The following is a 24190-nucleotide window of genomic DNA, read 5'->3' on the forward strand; positions in this document are numbered from 1 at the left end:
ATATTAATTTTAAATAAAAAAATAGTTTGTTTTATTATTTAAAATTTTATTTTAATACGAAAAGAAGCCAAGGCATTCCGATTGCAATAAAGATTACATAATAGATAATCCCAAAAATCAGCCCAAGTTTCCAGAAGTCGTTTCCTTTTATGTATCCACTGCCGTAGTAAACAGGGGCAGGACCTGTAGCATATGGCGAGATAATCCCCATTATCCCTAGTGTATAGGACAGCGCGTATGCCGCAACGACTGGATTCATGCCGGAGATCCCCATTGCAGTAGCTAAAAATATTGGAAATAGAGCTGTCGCATGTGCAGTTAGGCTTGCAAACATGTAGTGGAGCCAATAAAATAGAGACACTATAACTATTAATGCTATTGTTGGACTCATCCACCCAATGCTGGTAGCTATTTCTTTTCCGACATAGCTGACAAAACCTACCCTAGAAAGCCCATCAGCCAATGTAAATAATGTAGCGAACCAAACGAGCGTGTTCCAAGCTGATTCATACGTAAGTACATCCTTCCATGAATATACGTTTGAAAGCAGCGAGAGAGCTACAACTAGTAAAGCAACTGCAGTCGCATCTATGTAATTTGATCCAACTATCCACAAAACTAACGCCAATATAACTTCTATCAGAAAGGCAATTTCTCTTCCTTTAATCTTGCCCATCTTGTTTAGCTCTTCCTGTGCCCATTTTGGAGCTTCTGGAGATTCCTTGATCTCGGGGGGGTATATCTTGAAAATCAGATAAGGAGTTATAATAAATAGAAATATACCTACAGGGGCAAAGCCAATGAACCAGGTGATCCAGCTGAATTGAATTCCTTGCTTGGCAGCCAGAGACTGAACTAATACGTTTGGTGCAAGCCCTGTTAGAAACATGCTGCTAGTTATACATGTAGCAGCAAATGCGGTCCACATAAGATAGGAGCCAATTTTCTTCTCTGTTCCTTCACGTGGGCTTGAACCATACATCGGAGGAATATTGGATACTATGGGGAATATTGTCCCACCACTTCTAGCCGTATTTGAAGGCATAAAAGGTGCTAAAACTAAATCGGAAAGTGCTATAGCGTAGCCCAAGCCTAATGGTTTTTTTCCGAGGTATTTTATGAAAATTAGGGCAATCCTTCTTCCTAAGCCTGTTTTTGAATACCCTAAAGCGAAAAGGTATGCTGCAAATATCAGCCAGACAATGCTATTGGAAAAACCTGTGAGCCCCCAACTAATGCTACTGCTCGGACTAGAATAAACAAGCCTTGCAACTACGGCTACTACTACTCCGATCAAGCTTATAGCAGCTATAGGCATAGGCTCAAGTATGGTCGCCGCGATAACTGTGGCAAAAAGGGCGAAGTAATACCATGCATTAGAGGTGAGCGCAGATGGATGCGGAATTATTGCAATAATTATTCCAATTATAATAGGAATAATTGCTTTAAGTAATTTTTCCCTATCCACTAAAACCACCATTTAATTCTTGGAAGATAATTATAATTATAAAAAGCCCATCTCTTTTAATTTTTTCTCTAATTTTTCTCCGGTAACTCTCCCATTCATTATAGACTCTTCAAGGATTGCATCAGATAAGTTATTTCCACGCGTATCTATAGAGACAATGAGCGGACCGAACTCTTTTACTTTCAATATCCAAAGAGCTTCAGGCATTCCCAGATCTTCCCATTTAACGTCTATTACTTCCTCGACCTCGCTTGCTCCCAAGACCCCACAGCCGCCTGGAAATATCGCATAAATCGCTTTATGCTTGCTACATGCATCCGCGGTCTTTTTTCCCATCCCGCCTTTACCTATTATTATTTTTACCCCCGTTTTCTCAATGAACTCGTCTTCATAATACTCCATTCTCCTGCTTGTAGTTGGGCCTATTGATATGCACTGCCATTTCTCTCCTACTTTTTTCATAACAGGTCCTGCATGAAGAATTGCGAGGTCTTTTAAATCTATGGGCAATGACTCGCCATCAATTAAAAATCTCTTATGCACTGCATCCCTTGCCGTTACTAATATTCCGCTAAGGTAAAACATATCTCCTATTCTCAATTCTTCTAATTGAGAAGAATCAATAACCGGAGTTTTTATGATTATTTTACTTTCAGAGCTCAATTTTCACACCTCTATGCGAATATATTTCATAAGAAAGATCTGGCATTATTCTGATCCAACCTTTTCTAAGAGCCCAGCAGGATGTGCTTACACCAACTGCTAATGTTGCAGGATGCCTACCTGCGTATTCCACGTGAACTTCACCGATACTTGTTTTCCCTCCAAGCCCTTGAGGACCGAAGCCTAGATTATTCAACTCTTCTTCCAGAAACTCTTCAAATTTAGCTATTTTAGGATTGATATTTCTTTCTCCCATTTTTCTCAGCAACGCCTTTTTAGAAAGCATTGCCGCTATTTCGGATGTCGCACCTATACCAACTCCTACGACCATAAGCGGGGGGCAAGCCGGCGGTCCATAACTAGAGACTACATCTATGACATACTTGGCAATACCGCTCCATCCTTCAGCAGGGTCAAGCGTTCTCGCGCTACCTGGCCTGCTCGCTCCCCCACCGGCAAGATAAAGCTGAACATCAGCATAATCGGAATTTTCCTCTATTTCTATTTCAATCCATGGAATTTTAGGTCCAGTATTATCTCCGCTGTTCTTCTCTGTTGAAGGATCTACAACGTTAGGTCTCAGAAATCCGTTCTTAGTACTAATAACTGTGCCTTCCCTTATTGCTTTAAGAAGCATTGATTTATATGGGAAGTTTTCTCCAAATTTGACAAAAAACTCCAAAACACCGGTATCTTGGCAGAGAGGAGCTTTCCTCTCCAATGCCAAACTTAGATTTTTCTTTACAGCTTCATAGACCAACTTTCCAACATCGCTCTGCTCCTTCTCAATTAGCTCGTTAAGCTTTTCATTGACATCGTCCGAAAGCTTTATAGCGACGACATTTATGAAGCCGCTGAGTATTTTTACAAGCTTATTGAAACTCTCATTTAATTCCATGCTCGCTACTCCCTCCTATCTTCTATTATTCCATTTTTAATTGCAATATTCATGTATTTTTTAGGCCTTTCTATCATCTCTCTTATTTCCCTTTCGAGCTCATTTTTTGAAATCTTTCTTCTAGCCAAACCCAGATCAATAGCTTTCAGGGCAACTGCCAAAGCCTCTTGAACGTAAAGCTCCATCTCATCCATTGATGCAATTATTCTATCCTTGCTCAGACCGGTCTTTTCCGTATAATCAGCGATAGCATACGCTGCAGCTAAGAACATATCATCGTTCATCTTCTTTGCCCCAACTGAAAGAACACCTCTAAATACAGCGGGAAAGCCAAGGCTATTATTTACTTGATTTGGAAAGTCGCTCCTCCCCGTAGCTACAATTTTCGCACCTGTCTCTTTAGCTTCCCAAGGCCATATTTCAGGTATTGGATTGGCCTCAGCAAAAACTATAGCATCTTTATTCATCTTGCTGACCCACTCCTTCTTTATGGTTCCGGGTCCAGGAGCCGATGCCGCTATTACTACATCTGCACCATTCATGGCTTCTGGGATTCCTCCCCTAATTTCAGGAGAGGTCTCCTCTGCAACTTTGAAAAGCCATGGATTCCTATCTTTTTCCCTTTTTATGTCGTCTCTCTCAGGATGAACTATTCCGTTTTTATCAACAGCTATGATGTTTTTTGGATTTGCACCAGCTACCTTCAAATATCTATATGTAGCCATGTTTGCAGCTCCAATTCCTACAAGCACAATTTTTGTATCCTTTATTCTTCTCCCAGTAAGCTTCAAGGCATTTATTAAAGCGCTAAGTATTACCAAAGCCGTCCCTTGCTGATCGTCATGCCATACAGGTATGTTTAATATTTCCTGCAACCTTTCAAGGATGTAAAAGCATTTTGGAGATTCGATGTCTTCTAAATTAATCGCCCCAAATGTTGGCTCTAAAGCCTTCACAACTGCTATAAATTTCTCCGGATCTCTTTCTCCTAAAACCAATGGTATTGCATCTACTCCTCCAAGATACTTAAATAAGAGGGATTTGCCCTCCATTACAGGTAAGCCTGCACTAGGACCAATGTTACCCAATCCAAGAACCCTGGTCCCATCGCTTATGACTGCGGCATAATTCCACCTTAAAGTATATTCATAAGAGAGATCTTCGTCTTTGTTTATTCTTTTGCACGGTTCTGCTACGCCAGGAGTGTACCATATACTAAAATCATCTAGGCTAGTAATAGGAACCTTAGGCAAAACTTCAATTTTTCCCCTATATGACTTATGAAGCTTTTCAGAAATAGAAGCCCAATCTTTTTTCTCTCCTCTGCTCATTTTAATACACTTCAAAGTTTTTTGATTACAAATTATTATAACTTTTTAAATATATATTTGTATCAAAAATTTTCTGGAACCTCGTAAAAACAACCGAAAGCCCAGCTTTTCAAGGCAGAATGATTTTTAAATATTTTTAAGATTTTATCTTTAGAAAAAAGATCTCTGACCGCCCTCTCTGTTCCGTATATGTAAGATGTAAAAACGAATAGATGCAAGGAACCTCTCGCTCTTTAGGACAGGGAAGAGGAGAGTTTTTGATTATGGTGGAAACAGCGAAAAGGTTATCTTAAAAACAAAACAATTTTCTAGTTTTTTCATTAATTTTTAAGCGTGGAGGTAATACGATAATTATAATACTTTCTCAATAAATAAAAAATACATGAATTTAACGAGGCAATTGCCATGAAAAGAATGAGAAGGGGCAGAGGCTGCTGGAGAGGACGACCTCCTATAGATATAAGGAGTTCAATGAAAATTGAAGAAATTACTTTTCTTCCCATAAAAGAGGTAAAGGGCCTGAGCGAAGAAAATGCTGTAGAAATTTATGATTATGAGCTTGAAGCTTTAAAGCTTATTCATATCGATAACCTAACTACAGATGAGGCTTCTTTAAAAATGGGTATATCGAAAGCGACCTTCTGGAGAGTTCTTGAAGACTGCAGGTTTAAAATTGCAATGGCTTTATTGGAGCAAAAACCTATTAAAATTGTTTCAAAATCGCTTGAAGAAAAGGCATAAGTAATAGCAAAAAATTTATTAACTTTTGAAATATATTTCACTATTGGTGATAAAAAATGGCATGGGGAAAAAGATTTGGAACATATCCTGGTAATGGTCCTTGGAGCAATTTACCTCCATGGGAGAGGCCCGGATGGAAGTACGGAAGAGGATGGTGTTGGCAAGGATACGGAAGAGTAGCCTGGCCATACTCTGAATCACCTTTGAGTAAAGAAGAAGAAATAAGATATTTAGAAGAGCAGAAGAAATATTTGGAAGATTCACTGAAAGAAATTGATGAAAGATTAAAGGTCTTAAAAAACCAGTAAATTAAAAAGTTAGACTTCTAAGCACTATTTCTTTTTATCCTTTTTCTAAAATCTTGAACTTGTTTTTCTAAACTCTCAAAAGGCAGGACTTTTGGGACTCCTGCGACTTTGCTAAGTATATATACTTTCGATATTCTCTCGACCAGAACCAAAATTTCTAAAGCTTCATCGATAGTTTCTCCACAAGCAACTATGCCATGATTCGCAAGAAGAACTGCTTTTCTTTCATGTAAAGCTTTAACAGCATTTTCAGCGAGTTCATCCGTACCAGATGGAGCATATTCTGCAACTTTTACGTCTCCGCCTGTGAGAGAGACCATTTCCTCAACCAATGGAGGAAGAGGTTCTCGAGCGACTGCAAGTGCTGTAGAGTATATTCCATGCGCATGTATTACGGCATTTATGTAGTCATAATTTTTATATATCGCTAAATGAAGTGGCATTTCAACTGATGGCTTTCTCTTTCCCTCTATTGTTTTTCCCGACAGATCCACAACAGCTATATCATCTTCAGCCAGAGCTGATTTTTTCACACCCGTTGGTGTTATAAGAATATGTCCCGTGTCCTGAATTCTAATGCTCACGTTTCCAGATCTTCCATAATTAAGCTCATGCTGTTCCATGAATTTCATTACTTCTACTACTTTCTTTTTTAAATCATCATACATTCAGAACACCTTTTTATTATGAATTTTTTCGAAAAAATATTTATCATTACTGTTTTTAACAAATATATAAGAAATTTGAAAGAGGTTCTTTCCTTGGTTGTTATTCCAAGAGAGGAGCAACCAGCTTTAAAGAAAGCGTGGTTCACCTATTCTCTAATTCTAATCAATATTATTGTATATGTTTACACGAGCTACAACAACTTACTATTAACATCTACAAATGAAAGCATATATAAGCTAGGATTCATACCGCAGATACTTCTGGAGGATCCTGTCCAGGGAGTATTGAGAATTTTTACAAGCATGTTTACACATGCTAACATCTTCCATATCTTTTTTAATATGTACTTTTTATGGATATTTGGAAGAAGCGTTGAAAATGCTATTGGACATAAAAGATTTTTAATCCTTTATCTTCTCTCTGGAATAGCAGCTTCGATCTTTTACTTTGCGTTCATTCCAATAGGTGGATATGATTCGCTTGTTATACCAGCCATAGGAGCATCTGGTGCAATAAGCGGAATCTTAGGCGCATATCTATTGCTTTTTCCTAACACTAAATTAATGTTCTGTCTTTTCTTCATATTTATACCAATTTGCATTCCTGTATCATCGATTATATTTCTAATTATATGGTTCTCTGAACAAGTTATTTATGGCTTTCTTGAGCTCGGAGGAGTGGCATATTTTGCGCATGTTGGAGGGTTCATTACAGGTATTTTTTTGTCATATGTTTTCTTCAAAGATAGCTCTGTAAGGTTGAATTATCATTTATTGATGGAATATTCCAGCATGATGGAAAAAATAGGCATAAAGGGTATGCCTCGTAGAATTGGAAAATGGACTAAATATTTTTTGACGTTTCTCTTCATTTTAATATTATTGGCATTTTCTTCGGGAACAGCTGAGGTATATGCGACAAATACAAATATTTACTTTCTGAATGTAACCGCGAATGGACAAAGCGATGTTGTTGTCTTGAAGCTATATTCTGGTAAGGCAGAGGTTTCTCAAAGTAGCGTGGATGAAGTAAGAATTCTGTTAAACAGAATTCCAGAAAGTTTTATTTGCAATAAAGAGCTTGCTAACAAAAACATAACATATAGAGAATTCTATAATGTAACCATTAATGGAGTCAGCGTCCCCGTTTTTCTAGATGCGGTTTTTTCTTACCGATATGATGGGATCGTCGATTATGCCAGTGGAAACATTTCCACTTATATAGTGTTAACGGATATATACGGAAATTCGAACCTAGATGGAAAAGTAAATATCAGCTTTAATATGACATCTCAATACACAAACATAAAGGAACCTCTTGTTATATCCTCATCTGCATCTATACTTTTAACTATCGGCGCTATAATATCACTTTTCAGGATAGAAGAAGCTTTAAGCGTTTCCTTCTATGATTTATGGAGAGAGCGTTGGATATAAAGAACGGAAGTTGAGATAAAAAAATTATTTTAATGTATAGTACATTCTTTTTCTATTTTTGCCTTTATTTTCAATCTTTGTAATAACTATTTCGCCTATTTCACCGGTATTTTTAACATGTGGTCCTCCATCTGCCTGGATATCCACTCCCGGTATCTCCACTATTCTAAGTTTTTTCACATTAGGGGGCATTCTAGCAGCTAGCTTTACTATTCCAGGAATTTTCATAGCTTCTTCCCTATCTAGCCAGTATATTTTTAATTCGATATTCTTTTTAACAACTTCATTTGCCTTTTGTACGACTTTATCAAATATGCTCCTATCTGAACTCTCTAAGCTATAATCATCATAAGCGTATTCTGGAGTTATGTTACCCCCTGTTATGAGCGCGTTGTAGTCGTTGTATATTATTGCTGCAATTATGTGAGATGCCGTATGCAACTTCATCATTTTATACCTTCTCTCCCAATCAAGAGCCAAATGAACTCTGTCTCCTGGATTCAGCCCATCTACTGTATCAAGTTGATGTAAAACATCTTCGCTGTCTTTCTCTTGTAACACATTTAGTACTTTATATCTCCTTCCATTTACCTCTAGGAATCCCGTATCAGATTCAAGACCACCAGCCCTTGGGTGAAAGATTGTTTTGTCCAATATTATGCTATTATCTTTAATGCTTACTATTATCGAATCATATTCTTTAAGATAAGAATCTAACTGATAAATATGCTCAGTCATGTTTACCACTTTTTTATTATAATAATAATGCATCAATATTAAATATTTTTGTTAAAAGAAATTTAGATAATTAGCTAAAAATAATAAATAAAAATTATTCGGTATCTATAATGAAATCGCTGAAGACTGATTCAAATAGCTTTCTGTCAAATATGCTTTTGCCATTTACTTCAATTTTGGTTGTTCCTGGGCTAATGCTTGGATAGCTTTTAATCACATTTTTAAGCCTTTCTTCATATGTTGGCAATAGAGAGTTTTCATAGAAAATGCCTACTGGTATCTTTTCCTCTTCGAAAGACTTTCTTATAGCGTTAAGAGCCTTTTCCTCAATATCTTTTGGATCCCTTACTACGGGATCCCACCCTTCGTCTTCAAGCTTGTATATTTTCTTCTTGAAGTAATCAGCGGTATGTATATCATTGAATGTTACACATGGTTGTAGAACATCGACTAAAGAAACTCCTCTATGCATTATAGCTTTTTTAATTATTTCCTTCAAATGCTCGCTATCGAAAGCATAAGCTCTCGCAACAAATGTATATCCGGATGATATAGCTAGTGCTATGGGATTGATATCGGTATATATATTTGGAATGGCTAATGCTTTAGTCTTTACGCCCAATGGCAAAGTAGGAGCTGCTTGCCCTTTAGTCAGTCCATATACCCTGTTGTCATGGAGTATTATTGTCATTTGTAAGTTCCTTCTCCCTAAAGCTACGAAGTGGCCAGCGCCAATTCCCAAAAGATCGCCATCTCCTCCATTTACTATGACAGTTAAATCTGGTCTGACTAGCTTGATTCCTATAGCAAAAGGAATAGCTCTACCGTGAAGCGAATGAACGCCGTTTGCATTTATATAGTGTATTATTTTCGCTGAGCATCCTATGCCGGAAACTATTGCTATTTTTGACGGCTCCAGATTCAGCTCCTCAAGTGCTTTTATTTCCGATGCAAGTATGCCAAAGTTGCCGCAACCCGGACACCAATCAATCCAAAGATCCGTTCTGTATTTTCCAGGATTATGCTCCATGCTCTAACACCACTCTTTTTTCTCTTTTCTCCAAAATCAACTTTATTGATTTCTTTACTTCATCAATTGTAATAGGTCTTCCATTATATTTCACAATAGATTTTTCAATATTTATACCGCTGCTCATTTTTACAAGCTTGCTTATTAGAGAATCATACGTATAATCTATTGCAATAATATCTTCACTAATTTTTAAGTATTTTTTGACCTCCTCAGACGGGAATGGCCACAGCATCTTCACATTGATATAAGCACCATTCATTCCCTCGCTCTTGAGCTCTTTTATAGCCTCAACAGAAGCTCCCTTTACACTCCCCCATCCTAATAGAAGGAAGTCAAAATTTTCACTTCCGTATATGCTTAGTTTTTTATCTTCAGGAGTTTCTTTACTGACGAGCTCAAGCTTCTTAATTCTCTTCTCATACATTTTCTTCCTGTTTTCAGGATCTTCAGATATATGTCCAATTTCGTCGTGCTCATCGCCGGTGTACCACATAACGGAATTTGATCCTATGAAAGCCCTTGGTGATATAAGGCTACTTAAGTCAAATCTCTTGTAGTTTTTGGTATCGTTAACTATGATTCCCCTTTCAATACTGACTTTTTCAAGTTCTGGAATCGGTATTACGCTAAGTGTATTTGCTAAAAATTTATCTAGAAGATGTATCACAGGCAACTGGTATTTTTCAGCGATGTTGAAGGCCTCAATAGCGTCATAAAATGCTTCAGTATGATCCCCAGATGAAAGCACAACTCTTGCGAACTCTCCATGTCCGGAGAATATCGCAGTGAATAAATCTCCTTGACCTCCTCTAGTAGCCATACCAGTGCTTGGACCAGCCCTCTGATAGAATGTTATGACAAGAGGAACCTCATTCATTCCAGCAAAAGATATAGATTCCGCCATCAAATCAAAACCTGGACCGCTAGTTGAAGTAGAGCTTCTAACTCCAGCTAAAGCGGCGCCTATTGCACTAGTTGCTGCAGCAATTTCGTCCTCTGTTTGCAATACAAGTAGGTTCCCTAAATTATTATCTTGGAACTTTGAATATGCGAGCCTTTCAAGTAGAAGGCATTCGTCTACTGCAGGAGTTATAGGATAATAGCTTTCGAACCTCTCTCCTCCTACGATTTTCCCTATTGCCACAATGTCATTCCCTGAAACAATAAGCCTTTTTGAACCTTTTAATTTTCCCGGTTCTAACTTAATATGAGCATTATTGGTTTTGACTATTTTACCAACTTCTTTTACAAGCTCTATATTGTGCTGAACTCTATCTGACCTTCCTTTGAATTGAATTGAATAAGAATACATCAAATCGTCGAGATTTAATTCGAGAACTGACCAAACAGCTCCTACCAATATAGAGCTGAGATATCTTGACATGTAGCTTAAAGGTAATTTATGCATCTCGGCGATTCTTCTTAAAATTTCATTGTAATTGAAGCTTACAAGCTTTATTTTTCTCTCATTCTCAAGAAAACTCAAAAGGGAAGAGACTTTATCCGAAATGCCCTTCTCTTCAAGCTCCTTGCTAATTTTTTCTCTTATGCTTTCTTCCAAGCTTACTATTTCGCTCAATTTTTTTTCTTCATCACTCTTATTATAGATTAAAATTCCTCCTTCTTCAACATCTTTGTAGTGTACAAATATTGTTTCTGCATCCAAAGAAGCTAGAAGCTGAACTGGATACCTTATACTTAAAGGGATTTCTGATGATTTTATTCTTATATGCGCATAGCTGTGTCTTCCAGCAATATTTGAAAAGTACTCCCTTTCCGCAATGACTCCATAGCCAGATCTACCCAATCCTCTTACTATCACACTCATCGATGTATCTATTCCCCCTCCTTGAGGACCCCCCAAAATTATATTTATCTCGTCATTCATCTTAGATGCCCTCTTTTATGTGTTGTGCGTTTTTTCTCTAACCTTAGACAAAGATTGAAAAGTAGCTTTTATAGATTTTTTTCTATATGTATACAATCATTACCACCAACATTTCGCTACGGCAACCTTATTTTGCATTCCTGATTTTTTTGAAGGACATTAATAAATAAATTTATATTCTGAACTAAGGATAAATTGAAAAATAATTTTTCATCTTTTTTGTTAAAAAATAGAAAATTTTTCAAAAAAGAGATTATTTGAGATGTATTTTATTTTCAATTTTCAGAAAAAGAAGCTTTCGTGTTTTAACAAGGCTCAATAGTGCTTGGCGGCTTAGAAGTTATTGCATATGTCACCATCGTCACGCTTTTAATAGATCCCGTGATCTTCTTAACAATTTCATCTAAAATTTCATATGGCATCCTAACATAGTTAGCCGTCATGCCGTCAGTGCTTTCTACTATTCTTATAGTCACTATATAGCCGTAGCTCCTTGAATCGCCTTTTACTCCAACCCATTTATCCTCGCCAACTGTAGCAAATGCCTGCCAAACTTTTTCGTAAAGTCCATACTTCTTCAACACATCTTCTACTATTTTTGAGGATTTTTTTGCCACTTCTAGCTTTTCCCTAGAGAATTTTCCGATCACCCTTACCGCAAGTCCTGGACCAGGAAAAGGATGTCTCTTGATTAAAGTCTCAGGCACTCCGAGAATAGTTCCAATTTTCCTGACTTCATCTTTGTATAGGAATTTTAAAGGCTCTATGATTTTTACCTTCTCTTTAAACCAATCAGGTAATCCGCCTACGTTGTGATGGCTTTTTATCACTGCAGCTGAACCCTGAGTCTTTCCGCTTTCAACTACATCGGGGTATGTTGTTCCCTGCACGAAATATCTTATCCCTTCTTTTTCAATGATCTCTTCAAATATCTTCGCAAATTCTTCCCCAATGATCCTTCTCCTTTCTTCACAGTCTGAAATCCCTTCAAGCCTATTTAGAAATCTCTCCTCCGCATCTATCACTAATGGCTTAAGCTCTAAAAAATTGAGCATTTCGATGACTTCTTCTTTTTCCCCTTCTCTTAAAAGTCCATGGTCTACAAAAGCAGTGATCAGCCTGTCACCGAATATTTTTTTAGCTATTATGGCAGAAACTGTAGAATCTATCCCGCCACTTACAGCGACCAAAGCTTTACCATCGTCACTAACTTCCTTTCTCAAGCCCTCAATAATGCTATTTACGTATATCTCAGGTCTCCAATTTCTTTCGACCGATGAGAGCTCCAGAAAGTTCTCAAACAATATTACGCCTTTAGGAGTATGTACTACTTCTGGATGAAACTGTACTCCATAGATAACTTTTCCGTTTAAATCTAGCTTTAATGCAGCTATATATCCATTTTCAGAAACAGATATTACTTCTGAGTTCTGAGGGGGTTTAGATACGCAGTCTCCGTGACTCATCCAAACTTTTTCCTCATTGTTCCATCCTTTAAACAGAGGATCATTTTTAAGGATTTTTACCTTTGTCTCTCCATATTCACCGCAATCGTGGTTCACTTTGCCCCCGAAGTAATAAGAAAGGATTTGAAGACCGAAACATATTCCTAAAACAGTTCCATTAAAAGATCTTATAGCATCAATCGCCTTTTCAAGACTTTCTTTGCTGAAATTTTCAATGCTCATGTGACTGCCTGAGAGGATCATGGATTTAAAGCTATTAATTTCGATGTCATTCAGCCTGTTATACGGCACAATAATCGTAAATGCTCCAAGTTCCCTGATCCTTCTTGATATTAAATGCGTATATTGTCCTCCGAAGTCTATAATAAGCACGCTACTTTCTTTTGTGCTCAATTTCGCCCCACTCATGAAAAAATGCACTATTCCCTTTAAAAAAGAAAATCATGCTTTTTTTCAGATTTATAAAGGTTTTATAATTTTTATAATTATATAAAAACAGAACCGGCTTCATTTCTTTTCTAAGCCCTTTTCACTTTAAAATTATAATTTTGTATTGTCGACTTTTCCTCAATATGTCCAACAAAATGTTTTTAAATACAATAAATTTCTATGTTTAATGGTTTGAACTTTAAAAGAGGAAGAAGAATATGCTGACCGTTATCGTAGGGGGATTTTTCGGTGATGAAGGTAAGGGAAAAATAGCTGCTTATCTAGCTATAGCTGATAATTGCAGGTATGCTGTAAGAACAGGATCTATCAATGCTGGGCATACAGTTTACTTTGAGGGAAAAGCATACAAGCTCAGGAGCATACCATCTGGCTTTGTGAATAAAAGCACAGAGCTTCTCATAGCTCCTGGAGCGCTGATAAGACTAGATGTGCTTTGGAATGAGCTGAAAGAGCTTAATGTAAAAGAAAGAACCAAAATAGACTATAACGCAGGAATAATTGAAGAGAAGCATATAGAATTGGAGAAAAGGGACTCCGTGCTTACATCTATTGGTTCAACTTTCCAAGGCGTAGGTGCGGCAATGTCTGATAGGGTTCTCAGAAAGCTTAAACTGGCTAAGGATACAGAAGAACTAAGAGGTATGCTAATCGATGTCTCTGAAAAAGTTAACTATGCTGTTGATAGCGGGGAAAATGTAATAATTGAGGGCACACAAGGGACTTTCCTATCGCTTTATCATGGAACATATCCTTATGTCACGAGCAGGGATACTACCGCATCAGGAATAATCTCTGAAGTTGGTATAGGTCCGAAAAAAGTAGGCGATGTGATTTTAGTTTTTAAATCTTTTGTAACAAGAGTTGGTGAAGGCCCTCTAGAAAATGAGATGAGCAAAGAGGAAGCCGAGAAGTTGGGTCTTGTTGAAAAGGGGACGGTGACGGGAAGGATGAGGAGAGTGGCCCCATTTAACGTAAACCTCGCTAAAAGGGCGATAATGCTTAACTCCGCTACACAAATAGCCATAACAAAAATTGACTGGCTGTTCAAAGAGGCATATGGTGTAAAGGAGTGGAGCAAACTTCCACCTGAAGCGAGGAAATGGATAGAGGGCTTAGAAGCTGAGCTGAAAGTGCCAATTACATTAGTTGGTACAGGAGAAGACACTATGCAGGTAGTTGACAGAAGAAAGGAGGTCGGCTTGTAACATGAATGATTTTGATGTTGCGATTGTTGGAGCGGGTCCTGCAGGCTTGTTTGCTGCAATAGAGCTGGTAAAAACCGGAAGCGGAAAATTAAACATAGCTCTGATTGATAAAGGATTTAAGGTGGAGAAGAGAATATGCCCAATTACTGTGAAAAGGGAAAAGAGCTTAGTATCTAACAATGACAGAAGCATTAACTGTCAGGCATGTCCAATTTGCCATATAATGTACGGCATTGGAGGTGCTGGCACGCTTAGCAGTGGGATCATTAATTTGAGGCCCGATGTAGGCGGAGATCTTGACAAGCTTCTCGGAGACTGGATGAAGGCTGAAGAGCTTATAAACTATATTGACAAGCTGTTCATGGAGTTCGGCGCACCGGAGGACAGCTTGATTGTTCCGAATGATAAAAAATCAAGGATAATAGAAAGGCTCGCAGCGAAGGCAGGAGCAAAATATATCCCGACGCCGCAGAGAGTTCTCGGAACAGATGTAATGGTAAAGGTGATAAGCAACATAACGGGTTTCCTAGAGAAGAACGAAGTAAAGATCATGGAAGGCACCGATGTAAAAGATTTGAAAAAAGAAAATGGGCAGATTAAGCTAATTACGGATAAAGGGGAGATTTTTGCGAAAAAGGTCCTGCTCGCTCCTGGAAGGGGAGGGGCAAGATGGTTCCATGACTTAGCACAGAAAATAGGGATAGATATAGAGCCTGGTCCCCTAGATATCGGTGTGAGAGTGGAAATACCATACTATATAACAGAGCATATTACTAGCATAAACCATGACCCAAAAATAGTAATGTATACGAAGTTTTATGATGACAAAGTTAGAACATTTTGCACTAACCCACACGGCTTTGTTCTTAAGGAATATTATGATGACGGCACTGTAGGAGTGAACGGAGAGACTTACAAAAACTTAAAGTCAAAGAACACGAACTTTGCACTCCTAGTAACTTTAAAACTGACGGATCCGTATTCAGACGTCTTAGAATTTGGAAAATCCATAGCTAAAATGGCTACCAAGGTGGGAATGGGGAAGCCAATCGTTCAGAGAGTTGGAGATCTTGAGAAGGGAAGGAGGAGCACTTGGGAGAGAATTGGCAGGAGTGTAATTACTCCAACGCTCAAATCCGTAACGCCAGGAGACATAAGCTTAATTTTGCCTTATAGGGTTGTCTCAAACATTCTTGAAGCTTTAAGCAGGCTCGAAGAAGTTTATCCGGGTGTCTCATCTCCTCAGACTCTGCTCTATGCTCCAGAGATCAAGTATTACGGAGTAAAAGCAAAAGTCACGCCTTCACTTGAAACCAATATAGATAACATTTACGTCGCAGGCGATGGAGCAGGACTTTCTAGAGGAATAAATGTAGCAGCTTCTACCGGAGTAATTGCTGCCAGAGCGATATTAGGTATTTTATAAGTTTAAAATTTTTTAGAAAATTTTTGGCTTATTTTTAAAAAAATCATTACAAATGATTTGCTTTATTTCTTTAATTCTAAATTATAATTATAGCAATTCATTTACTTTGATCTCTTTTTTCTAATATTATTTTTATTATTTCATCTTAATGGTAAATTACTTATTGAAATTAAATATGCAGAGGAAATAAAAATGGAACCATCATTTTTTCCTATATATGTTGGGAAGAGCAAGAATATTTATAAACATCCTTATGATGAAAAACTCCTGATAATGGAGTTTAAAGACGATGTAACAGCTGGAGATGGCGCTATTCGAACGATAGCTCCTCATAAGGGAATAATTAATGCGAGGACCAGCCATTTCTTTTTCAAATTGCTGGAAGGGAAAGGTTTAAAAACCCATATGGTAGAATTTAACGGCAACAACAAAATGATAGTAAAAAGGTTGAAAATGATCCCTATAGAATTCATCGCAAGGAACTACGCGTATGGATCCCTTCTCAAGCGATTGCCTCTTTTCAAATTAATGCAACCCCTGGATCCTCCTTTAATAGAGTTTCACTATAAAGATGACAGCCTACATGATCCTCTAATTACGCATGATGATATAATCCTTTCGGGTCTTTTAACAAAAGGACAATTGGGAAAAATAGTCAGTATAACTGCAGATATCAATATGATATTAAGAACCTTTCTCGAAGAAAAAGGATTGAAGCTAGTAGATATAAAGCTTGAATATGGTTTCGATGAAAACGGCGAGATAATACTTGCTGATGAAATTACAGGCGATGGATTCAGAGTAGTCGATGAAAGAGGAAATCATCTGGATAAGGAGATCTTCAGAAAGACTAAGGATGTAAAGTTACTTATAGAATCCTATATGAAGCTCGCCAGTATATTAGGTATAGATTTAAGCGACATTAAGTAAGAGGGATGTATTTAGAAATGCCATTGGGATTTTTGGGATTGGTCGCATTTGAAAATGACTGGGACATTTTTCCATATGCATCATATGGTTTGCTTGCATTGCAACACAGGGGTGGAGAAAGACAGATCATATGCGGAGATTTCAAGGGTTCACTTAAATGCATGAACCTTAATGAATATGAAAGTGATAAAAATGAAATTAAAATGAGCTTTATAGCTGCAACAATGAACGGAACCTCTGGAAGCATTGAGGAAGTTCAGCTAGATGGCGAAAAAATTATAGCTATATCTGAATATGAAAGAGATACTCTCAGAGACTTGCTTAGTGAGATTATCAAGCTTAAGGATGAGAAAGTCACTAAACTTAAAAAATTAATAGATGAATACAGCGAACATGAAGTCCCATCTTTCATGGCAATTACTAATAGAAACGAAGTAATAGTGTGGAGAAGCCCAAACGGAATTACACCTTTGTCCATAGGCAACTATGGATTTGACATGGTTCTTTTCTCCTCGGAAACATCAGCAATAGATGTTTTAGACTGCGATTTCAGAAAGCACTTAATTCCTGGAGAGGTTGCGTACGCTTCTCCAAAAATTTTCAAGATCTTCAAAGGTAAAAACTCAAAAGAAAAAGGATCCATATGCCTCTTCGAGCTATTATATACAGCGAGACACGACTCAATAATTGATGGAGTTCCTGTATATGATTTCAGAAAGGAACTTGGAAAAGAACTTGCTTTAAACTTTTCTCATGATGTCGATATAGTAGTCGGCGTCCCCGAAACTGCATACCCTTATGCTATAGGGTTTTCACAGGCGATAAGAAAGCCGTTTGAACTAAGCTTTATTCCAACTGCAGGAAGGATGAGGTCTATGCTTAAAGCTTCAGGGATAGAAAGGCTGATCGCCGTCCACTTGAAAATGAACCCTGTAAAAAGCGCAATGGAGGGAAAAAGGATCGCGCTAATAGATGATAGTATGGTAACCGGGTCAACTATAAAGACTGTTTCGCAAATACTGAGGAATAGAGTTGGCGTGGAGGAGATACATCTTTTAATAGCCAGCCCCAAAATTGTTTCAAGTTGCCCATACAGGATCTTTCCACTAGAGGAGAGGAATCTCATCGCTTCTAACTTGGAAGATACAAATATTACAAGATATCTTGATGTTGATAGCCTTACATGGCTAAGCAATGAAAGCGTTAAAAAAGTAGCAGATAAGTACGGAATAAGTTTCTGCGATAGGTGTTTTAACAAAAATTCTGAGGTGCTCTGAAAAATGAGGGTTTTAATTGTTGGATCAGGCGCTAGAGAGCATGCGCTGGCGAAGCTTTTCATGGATAGTACTATGCTTTCAAGAATTTACGTTTTTGCTGATTATTTAAATCCTGGCCTAAAAAGGGAGACTGAGAAAACAGGAGGTAGTATTGTTATAATGAATACGAATAATGCTGAAACTGTGAGAGAGAAAGCTAAGGAGGTAAATCCAGACTTAATAGTAATAGGAGGGGAGGAACCCCTTTTCATGGGAGTTTCCGATGCTTTAAGAGAAGAGGGTTTTTTTGTTTTTGGAGCATCTAGAAAGAACGCAATGATCGAGCAAAGCAAAGTTTTTGCAAGATCATTCATGTGGAGGAATGAGATACCTGGTAGGCTTTTCTTCCAAGCATTTAAGGATCTTAGCGAAGCAGAAGAATTTATGAAATATGCAGGTGATGTCGTAGTTAAGCCTGCTAGACAAGCAGGAGGGAAGGGAGTTAGGGTTATAAGAGATACTAAAGCTTATCTTTCCGAAGAAAAGAGCTCTGTAAAGATGAAAGTTGCGGAAGATGTTTACAAGCAGCTTAGCGGATATGATGATATCGATTATAAAATACTTCTTGAGCAGAGAGCTGAAGGTGTTGAATATACTTTGCATGTTATCTCTGATGGATTTTATTCGATACCTCTTCCAATAATTCAGGATCATGCCCACGCTTTTGAATATGACATAGGACCTGAAACTGGAGGTATGGGGTGCATTTCTGGTCCGGGCATGTATCCGCCTTTTCTAACAAAAGAGGAGTTCAACAAAACAAAGGAAATTGTTGAAAAAGTTCTGGAGAACTTGAAGAAGGAGACAAAGGAACCATACGTTGGCGTTTTGGCAGGACAGATGATGTTAACTTGGGTATGGGGACCTACTGTGATCGAATTCTACAGCAGATTTGGAGATCCTGAAATTAGTGCCTTATTGCCGTTAGTAGAGGGAGACTTCTTAGAATTCGTTGATAAAGCATCAAGAGAAAAGCTATCGAGTGCTAGCTTGAAATTCAAAGATGATGTTTCTGTAGTAGTTAAAGCAATAGCTCCGTTGGGTTATCCTTTATATAGAAATGAAGCATCAAACCATCCTATCACTATTGATGAGAAAAAGATTAGGAACCTCGGTTGCGAAGCTCTATACGGAAGTGTCGAACAAAAAGATGGAAAAATGCTGACAAAAGGGTCAAGAGCTATTGAGATAGTTTGCTACGACAGCAAATATGAAGTTGCATATGAAAAAAGCGAAAAAGCTTCAAATCTTATAGAAGCTGAAGATGGGTGGCCACTTTTTTACAGAAGCGACATAGGCTCGCTGAGCATGATAAGAGAAAGAACTAAAGTCGCTGAGAGGATGAGGAGGGCATACAAATATAGAGAGAAAAAGGGGTTGCTTGGAGAGTTCTTTGTTTGGTTGCCTGAGAAAGGGATCATTTCTAACCCATTATTAGGATTTAAAAAGGTGAGCGAAAGTGAGAAATAGCCTTCCACTAACTACTCTTTCAAAACCAATTAAAGTCATGCTATTGGGAAGCGGAGAGCTTGGGAAGGAGATTTCTATAGAAGCGCAGAGGCTTGGGGCTGAAACAATTGCGGTCGATAGATATGACTTCGCCCCCGCAATGCACGTCTCAAGTAAAAGATATATTGTTGATATGATGAACAAGGAGGCAATTAAGGCACTAGCATATAGGGAAAGACCTGATGTAATTATTCCTGAAGTAGAAGCAATATCATTTGAAGCATTAGAAGAACTCGAAGATGAAGGATTTGAAGTTATACCTAATTCGGATGCAGTAAGGATTGCAATGAATAGAATTGAGCTGAGAAATGTAGCATCGGTCCAACTTAACCTTCCTACAACGAGATATTTTGTAGCTGAGAATGAGGAAGAAGCTATTGAAGGTTGTGAAAAAGTGGGATACCCTTGCATTATAAAACCTGAAATGAGTAGTAGCGGGCATGGACATTTCAAAATTAAGGAAGGAAGCAAGGAAGAGATCAGAAAAGGCTACACCTATGCAATAGGTCATGCGAGAGGAAAGAGTAAAAGAGTTATTGTAGAGGAGTTTGTAGAGCTTGAGACGGAACTCACTGTTTTAGTTTATAGATATGAAAGTGAAAGTGGAGGAATAAGTACTGAGACATGCGAGCCAGTTGAGCACTGGAGGTATGGAAAATATCACTACATCGAGTCATGGCAACCTTCAGTAAAGGATAAGAATATCCTGGCTAGTGCTAAAAGCATAGCTATTAAGGTCGCTAATAGGTTAGGAGGAAAAGGAATATTTGGAGTAGAGCTTTTCTTGACGAAAGATGGGAGAGTTCTTTTCAGTGAAGTTGCTCCAAGGCCTCATGACACAGGTATGGTGACTATGGTCACTCAAGACTTTAATGAATTTGCTATTCATGTGAGAGCTGCTTTAGGGCTTCCTGTTCCAAAAGTCGATATAATTTCTCCAGGTGCAAGCCTCGCAATTTATTCCAGCTTAGAAAATAGTTGGAGTTCCGTAATTGAGGGCGTATACAGCGCACTTTCAATACCTGGCGTAGGTTTGAGGATATTCGGCAAACCTTTCAGCTATAAAGACAGAAGAATGGCACTACTCCTGGCGAGAGGGAAAAATACGGAAGAAGCGCTAGAGAAAGTAAGGAAAGCATCGTCTTTTTTGAAAATAAAACAATAAGGAGGGGTGTAATTAGATTTGACCTGTAAGGGAAAAGTCTCTATAATAGTTGGAAGCGAAAGAGATCTACCTTTTTCAGAAAGGGCTTCAAAGATTTTAAAAGAAAATAGCATAGAGTTCGAAATAAAAGTTCTGAGCGCTCACAGGAATCCAAAAGATCTTGAGAATTACATATCAAATTCCGACGTAGACGTTTTTATTGCAATGGCTGGGCTGTCCGCACATCTCCCTGGGTTTATCGCTTCAAGAACAAATAAGCCCGTTATTGGAGTTCCTTTAAATGTAAGTCTAGGAGGGTTGGATTCTCTGTTAAGCATAGTCCAGATGCCGAAGGGTGTGCCTGTGGCAACGGTTGGGATCGATAATCCTGAGAATGCAGCTCATTTGGCTGTGAGAATTATAAGCCTATGCAGAGGTGTTTAGATTGGGTCTGTACAAAGTCGAAGTGATTATAACTTATAGAAAAGAGCTAAGAGATCCTGAAAGCGAAATAATTCATAAAGACCTCATTTTAAAAAAAGGTTATGCTAACGTAAAAAAAGTAACAACTGGAAAATACTTTTCAATGCTCGTAGAATCAGATACCAAAGAAAATGCGATAAGTACTGTTAGAGAGCTTTGCGAAAAGCTTAGAATATATAACCCGATAGCTCAGGAAATTGAGGTGTTTGTGCGTGAATAAGGTCGCAGTGATTAGCTTTCCAGGAACTAATTGCGACCTTGACACGGTCTCAGCCATTAAAGAGCTGACTAGTTTAGATGCAGAAATAGTTTGGCATAAAGACTTCAAGGGTAAAAAATATGATGCGATAATAATTCCGGGAGGGTTCAGCTATGGTGATTGGCTGAGGGCAGGTGCTATAGCTGCGAGATCTAAGGCAATGGAAGAAGTTGTTGAAGAGGCAATAAACGGAAAGCCTGTCCTGGGAATATGCAATGGGTTCCAAATTCTTGTCGAATCTTCCCTTCTTCCTGGAGTTCTGCTTCCAAACGAGTTGGGAAGATTTATATGCAGATGGACTAGAGTGAGTATAGAGAACCCAAAAGGTCCATGGCTTAAGCTTGCCAATAAAAAAGAAAAAATAGACATGCCTATAGCTCATGCTGAGGGAAGATTCTACATTGATAGCGAAAAGTTCAAAGCTATTTCAAATTCCTCACCGATTATTTACTATGAAAACGGTTGGAATCCGAACGGAAGCTTTTATGATATCGCTGGCATAGGAAATGAGGAAGGCAATGTGCTTGGACTGATGCCACATCCAGAGAGGGCATATACAGAGATTCTTTCTCCTAGGGGCTTTCACGGAAATGGAGGCTTGTTCTTCAAAAGCCTTGAAGATTCTCTAAAGAGGGGATGGTAATGCCTTTAACGAAGGAAGAAGTTCAAGAAATAAAAAGTTTGCTAGGTAGAGAGCCTACAGGCGAAGAACTTGCAATGTTTGAAGCACAATGGAGCGAGCACTGCTCATATAAAAGCAGCAGAGACCTTCTGAAGCTTTTATATACTAGAGGTGAGCATGTAGTTGTTGGAATTGGGAAAGATGCTCCTGCGGTCGAGCTCTTCCCCGATACACTCGTAGTATTTAAAATAGAAAGCCACAATCACCCTTCTGCTGTAGATCCTTATAACGGCGCTGCAACAGGAATAGGAGGAGTGGTGAGAGATGTTCTCACCTTAGGGGCTAAACCTGTTGCTCTATTAGATCTTCTTTACTTAGGGGAACCTAAAAATCCTCACGCTAATTGGCTAATTAAAGGCATTGTAAAGGGAATAAGTGATTACGGCAATAGAATCGGAGTCCCTACAGTATCTGGAGATACGTGGTTTGATCCTTCTTTCAACACCCAGCCACTGGTCAATGTTGGGTGCGTAGGAATAGTTAAAAAGGAGAATTTAATGAAGGGAAAAGCGGAAAGTGGCAACTTGATCGTTGTAATTGGGAACCCTACTGGAAGAGACGGAATACTCGGAAGTAGCTTCGCATCAAAGTCGCTGAGCGGGGAGCCTGAAAAGGAGATCGGGGCGGTGCAAATAGGTGACGCGCTTACTGAAAAGCTCTTGATAAGTGCCATACTTGAAATGATAGAGAGGAAATTAGTAAACTATGTAAAGGATCTGGGAGGGGGAGGACTTACTACAGCACTCAGCGAAACGCTCTCAGAATTCTCCTTGGGGGCTGAAGTCAAACTTGATAAGCTACACCTGAGGACCAATCTCACTCCTCTTGAAATGCTCGTTTCGGAAAGCCAGGAGAGAATGCTACTTATAATTGATGGGAAAAATTTTGAAGATGTTAAGAAAATACTTGAAAAATATGAAATAGCTTATTCAGTCATCGGGACTTTAAACAATTCCGGAATATTATCAATATATTATTATGAAAATAAAGTCGCAGAAGTGCCGGCTAAAGAGCTTGCAAGACCAAAAAGCATTAAGAGGGAATCTAAGCCTTCTGATACGTCGCTTCTTGGGCTCTATCCTGTTCAGAATATCGATGATACAGACTTGGAAGGATCTATATTGAAGCTGATTTCATCTTTGAATATAGCATCAAAGAGGTGGATTTACGAACAGTATGATCATGAAGTTGGAATAAGAACCGTAATTAAACCTGGGTATGGAGATGCCGCAGTCCTCAGGTTAGGACCAGGAGATAAAAGGGGGTTTGCTGTAAAAGGAGATGGAAATCCTAGATATACTTTTTTAGATCCTTTTAAAGGTTCAGCGAACATAGTAGCAGAAAACTATAGAAATCTTACCGCAGTAGGAGCTGAGCCTTTAGCTATAGTAGATGAGCTTAATGCGGGAAACCCAGAAAAACCCGATCACTATTGGTACTTTGAAAAGATGATAAAAGGAGTTTCCTGGATGAGTGAACAATTAAACCTTCCTGTTGTAGGGGGAAAAGTCAGCTTCTATAATGAAGATTCTAAGGGGAAGATGATTAAACCGACTACTACTATTATTGGAATAGGAAGAATTGATGACGTATCTATTGCTAAAACTTTAGATTTCAAAGAAGCTGGATCTATTATCGCAATAGTTGGGGAAACTCTTCCTGAAATTGGAGGCAGCGAGTATTTGTATGCAATTCATGGAAAAGAGTTCGGTGAAATTCCTTATCCTAGACCCTTAGCAGAAGTTAAAGCTGGAAGCTTTGTGAGAGAGCTCATAAAAAGAAATATTCCTCTTGCAGTACATGATATAGGCTCAGGCGGAATTTCTGTAGCTATTATGGAAATGAGCATTTCAGGAAAAATCGGTGCAACCGTCGATTTATCCTTAGTGCCGAATAGGGGTTGCAAGACTTTGACAGAGGTATTGTTTTCGGAAAGCGGAGCCAGATACATCCTGGAAATACCGAGGGAGATGAAAGATACTGTCATACAAATAGCAAGGACATTTAAGGTTGACCTATCGTTTATTGGGATGGTCTCAGACAATAATAGAATTGAGTTTAAAAATGGGGACAGAACAGTTGCTTCACTAAGCTTACAAGACGCGGAAAAAGTTTACGAGAACAGCCTGCAGGAGAATTTGGGGTAA

At 38.4% G+C, this 24190-nt stretch carries 22 protein-coding genes; 13 read left to right on the top strand and 9 right to left on the bottom strand.

Going from position 1 to position 24190, the window contains the following annotated elements; translation table 11 throughout:
• Nucleotides 1–46: 46 nt before the first annotated feature.
• The 4 genes from FFONT_RS02655 to FFONT_RS02670 are packed head-to-tail and all read right to left on the bottom strand — an operon-like array spanning nt 47 to nt 4360.
• Nucleotides 47–1468, bottom strand: a complete 1422-nt coding sequence (locus FFONT_RS02655; protein ID WP_211206256.1) for an anion permease — start codon at nt 1466–1468, stop codon at nt 47–49.
• A 36-nt stretch (nt 1469–1504) separates the two neighbouring features.
• A complete protein-coding gene (gene ttdB / locus FFONT_RS02660; RefSeq protein ID WP_014557681.1) occupies nt 1505–2131 on the bottom strand; it encodes a L(+)-tartrate dehydratase subunit beta in 627 nt (208 codons plus the stop codon).
• The gene (locus tag FFONT_RS02665; RefSeq protein WP_014557682.1) at nt 2121–3029 is read right to left on the bottom strand and encodes a fumarate hydratase; all 909 of its coding nucleotides are present in this window, start codon (nt 3027–3029) and stop codon (nt 2121–2123) included. The genes ttdB and FFONT_RS02665 overlap by 11 nt, the downstream gene beginning before the upstream one ends.
• A gap of 5 nt (nt 3030–3034) precedes the next feature.
• Nucleotides 3035–4360: an NAD(P)-dependent malic enzyme gene (locus FFONT_RS02670; protein ID WP_014557683.1), complete on the bottom strand. Its 1326-nt coding sequence runs from the start codon at nt 4358–4360 to the stop codon at nt 3035–3037.
• 405 nt (nt 4361–4765) lie between these two features.
• Between FFONT_RS02670 and FFONT_RS02675 the strand changes: the two genes are divergently transcribed.
• Together FFONT_RS02675 and FFONT_RS02680 are read left to right on the top strand one after the other, a co-directional pair.
• Nucleotides 4766–5101: a DUF134 domain-containing protein gene (locus FFONT_RS02675; RefSeq protein ID WP_014557685.1), complete on the top strand. Its 336-nt coding sequence runs from the start codon at nt 4766–4768 to the stop codon at nt 5099–5101.
• 56 nt (nt 5102–5157) lie between these two features.
• Nucleotides 5158–5409, top strand: coding sequence for a DUF5320 domain-containing protein (locus FFONT_RS02680; protein ID WP_014557686.1), 252 nt, complete (start codon nt 5158–5160; stop codon nt 5407–5409).
• A gap of 17 nt (nt 5410–5426) precedes the next feature.
• Here the strand turns inward: FFONT_RS02680 and FFONT_RS02685 are convergent, their stop codons facing one another.
• Nucleotides 5427–6077, bottom strand: a complete 651-nt coding sequence (locus tag FFONT_RS02685) for a class II aldolase/adducin family protein (protein WP_014557687.1) — start codon at nt 6075–6077, stop codon at nt 5427–5429.
• Between the two features lie 93 nt (nt 6078–6170).
• Here FFONT_RS02685 and FFONT_RS02690 point away from each other — a divergent pair, with 93 nt between their 5' ends.
• Nucleotides 6171–7514, top strand: a complete 1344-nt coding sequence (locus tag FFONT_RS02690; RefSeq protein WP_211206257.1) for a rhomboid family intramembrane serine protease — start codon at nt 6171–6173, stop codon at nt 7512–7514.
• A gap of 24 nt (nt 7515–7538) precedes the next feature.
• Here FFONT_RS02690 and alaXM read toward each other — a convergent pair whose 3' ends face one another.
• The 4 genes from alaXM to guaA form a co-directional block, all read right to left on the bottom strand.
• Nucleotides 7539–8252, bottom strand: coding sequence for an alanyl-tRNA editing protein AlaXM (gene alaXM / locus FFONT_RS02695; RefSeq protein ID WP_148683558.1), 714 nt, complete (start codon nt 8250–8252; stop codon nt 7539–7541).
• Between the two features lie 94 nt (nt 8253–8346).
• The gene (locus tag FFONT_RS02700) at nt 8347–9282 is read right to left on the bottom strand and encodes a 2-oxoacid:ferredoxin oxidoreductase subunit beta (RefSeq protein WP_014557690.1); all 936 of its coding nucleotides are present in this window, start codon (nt 9280–9282) and stop codon (nt 8347–8349) included.
• Nucleotides 9272–11173, bottom strand: coding sequence for a 2-oxoacid:ferredoxin oxidoreductase subunit alpha (locus FFONT_RS02705; protein ID WP_014557691.1), 1902 nt, complete (start codon nt 11171–11173; stop codon nt 9272–9274). Before FFONT_RS02705 ends, FFONT_RS02700 begins: the two co-directional genes overlap by 11 nt.
• 305 nt (nt 11174–11478) lie before the next feature.
• Nucleotides 11479–13047 carry a glutamine-hydrolyzing GMP synthase gene (gene guaA / locus FFONT_RS02710; protein ID WP_014557692.1) on the bottom strand — a complete coding sequence of 523 codons (1569 nt, stop codon included), beginning with the start codon at nt 13045–13047 and terminating at the stop codon, nt 11479–11481.
• Nucleotides 13048–13286: 239 nt separating this feature from the next.
• On the opposite strand from guaA, the gene FFONT_RS02715 reads away from it, so the two are divergent.
• The 10 genes from FFONT_RS02715 to purL all read left to right on the top strand — a co-directional run bounded on the left by FFONT_RS02715 (nt 13287) and on the right by purL (nt 24190).
• On the top strand, nt 13287–14294 hold the full coding sequence (locus tag FFONT_RS02715) for an adenylosuccinate synthetase (RefSeq protein ID WP_014557693.1): 1008 nt from the start codon (nt 13287–13289) through the stop codon (nt 14292–14294).
• Between the two features lies 1 nt (nt 14295).
• Nucleotides 14296–15720 carry an NAD(P)/FAD-dependent oxidoreductase gene (locus FFONT_RS02720; RefSeq protein ID WP_014557694.1) on the top strand — a complete coding sequence of 475 codons (1425 nt, stop codon included), beginning with the start codon at nt 14296–14298 and terminating at the stop codon, nt 15718–15720.
• Between the two features lie 192 nt (nt 15721–15912).
• The gene (locus FFONT_RS02725) at nt 15913–16650 is read left to right on the top strand and encodes a phosphoribosylaminoimidazolesuccinocarboxamide synthase (RefSeq protein WP_014557695.1); all 738 of its coding nucleotides are present in this window, start codon (nt 15913–15915) and stop codon (nt 16648–16650) included.
• A 5-nt stretch (nt 16651–16655) separates the two neighbouring features.
• Complete coding sequence (locus FFONT_RS02730) at nt 16656–17927, top strand: amidophosphoribosyltransferase (RefSeq protein WP_014557696.1); 1272 nt, start codon at nt 16656–16658, stop codon at nt 17925–17927.
• Nucleotides 17928–17930: 3 nt separating this feature from the next.
• Complete coding sequence (gene purD, locus FFONT_RS02735; RefSeq protein WP_014557697.1) at nt 17931–19436, top strand: phosphoribosylamine--glycine ligase; 1506 nt, start codon at nt 17931–17933, stop codon at nt 19434–19436.
• Nucleotides 19426–20640: a formate-dependent phosphoribosylglycinamide formyltransferase gene (gene purT, locus FFONT_RS02740; protein ID WP_014557698.1), complete on the top strand. Its 1215-nt coding sequence runs from the start codon at nt 19426–19428 to the stop codon at nt 20638–20640. Before purD ends, purT begins: the two co-directional genes overlap by 11 nt.
• Before the next feature lie 18 nt (nt 20641–20658).
• On the top strand, nt 20659–21063 hold the full coding sequence (gene purE / locus FFONT_RS02745; RefSeq protein ID WP_014557699.1) for a 5-(carboxyamino)imidazole ribonucleotide mutase: 405 nt from the start codon (nt 20659–20661) through the stop codon (nt 21061–21063).
• Between the two features lies 1 nt (nt 21064).
• Nucleotides 21065–21322 carry a phosphoribosylformylglycinamidine synthase subunit PurS gene (gene purS / locus FFONT_RS02750; RefSeq protein ID WP_211206259.1) on the top strand — a complete coding sequence of 86 codons (258 nt, stop codon included), beginning with the start codon at nt 21065–21067 and terminating at the stop codon, nt 21320–21322.
• Nucleotides 21315–22004, top strand: coding sequence for a phosphoribosylformylglycinamidine synthase subunit PurQ (gene purQ / locus FFONT_RS02755; RefSeq protein WP_148683561.1), 690 nt, complete (start codon nt 21315–21317; stop codon nt 22002–22004). The genes purS and purQ overlap by 8 nt, the downstream gene beginning before the upstream one ends.
• A complete protein-coding gene (gene purL / locus FFONT_RS02760; protein WP_211206260.1) occupies nt 22004–24190 on the top strand; it encodes a phosphoribosylformylglycinamidine synthase subunit PurL in 2187 nt (728 codons plus the stop codon). Before purQ ends, purL begins: the two co-directional genes overlap by 1 nt.

Source organism: Fervidicoccus fontis Kam940, from assembly GCF_000258425.1.
Classification (GTDB): domain Archaea; phylum Thermoproteota; class Thermoprotei_A; order Sulfolobales; family Fervidicoccaceae; genus Fervidicoccus; species Fervidicoccus fontis.

Coding starts and splice junctions, on each gene's coding strand:
- purL (WP_211206260.1), top strand. CDS start 22,004: ATGCCTTTAACGAAGGAAGAAGTTCAAGAAATAAAAAGTTTGCTAGGT.
- FFONT_RS02675 (WP_014557685.1), top strand. CDS start 4,766: ATGAAAAGAATGAGAAGGGGCAGAGGCTGCTGGAGAGGACGACCTCCT.
- FFONT_RS02685 (WP_014557687.1), bottom strand. CDS start 6,077: ATGTATGATGATTTAAAAAAGAAAGTAGTAGAAGTAATGAAATTCATG.
- alaXM (WP_148683558.1), bottom strand. CDS start 8,252: ATGACTGAGCATATTTATCAGTTAGATTCTTATCTTAAAGAATATGAT.
- guaA (WP_014557692.1), bottom strand. CDS start 13,047: ATGAGTGGGGCGAAATTGAGCACAAAAGAAAGTAGCGTGCTTATTATA.
- FFONT_RS02720 (WP_014557694.1), top strand. CDS start 14,296: ATGAATGATTTTGATGTTGCGATTGTTGGAGCGGGTCCTGCAGGCTTG.
- FFONT_RS02725 (WP_014557695.1), top strand. CDS start 15,913: ATGGAACCATCATTTTTTCCTATATATGTTGGGAAGAGCAAGAATATT.
- FFONT_RS02715 (WP_014557693.1), top strand. CDS start 13,287: ATGCTGACCGTTATCGTAGGGGGATTTTTCGGTGATGAAGGTAAGGGA.
- FFONT_RS02670 (WP_014557683.1), bottom strand. CDS start 4,360: ATGAGCAGAGGAGAGAAAAAAGATTGGGCTTCTATTTCTGAAAAGCTT.
- FFONT_RS02730 (WP_014557696.1), top strand. CDS start 16,656: ATGTATTTAGAAATGCCATTGGGATTTTTGGGATTGGTCGCATTTGAA.
- purD (WP_014557697.1), top strand. CDS start 17,931: ATGAGGGTTTTAATTGTTGGATCAGGCGCTAGAGAGCATGCGCTGGCG.
- FFONT_RS02705 (WP_014557691.1), bottom strand. CDS start 11,173: ATGAATGACGAGATAAATATAATTTTGGGGGGTCCTCAAGGAGGGGGA.
- FFONT_RS02700 (WP_014557690.1), bottom strand. CDS start 9,282: ATGGAGCATAATCCTGGAAAATACAGAACGGATCTTTGGATTGATTGG.
- FFONT_RS02665 (WP_014557682.1), bottom strand. CDS start 3,029: ATGGAATTAAATGAGAGTTTCAATAAGCTTGTAAAAATACTCAGCGGC.
- FFONT_RS02680 (WP_014557686.1), top strand. CDS start 5,158: ATGGCATGGGGAAAAAGATTTGGAACATATCCTGGTAATGGTCCTTGG.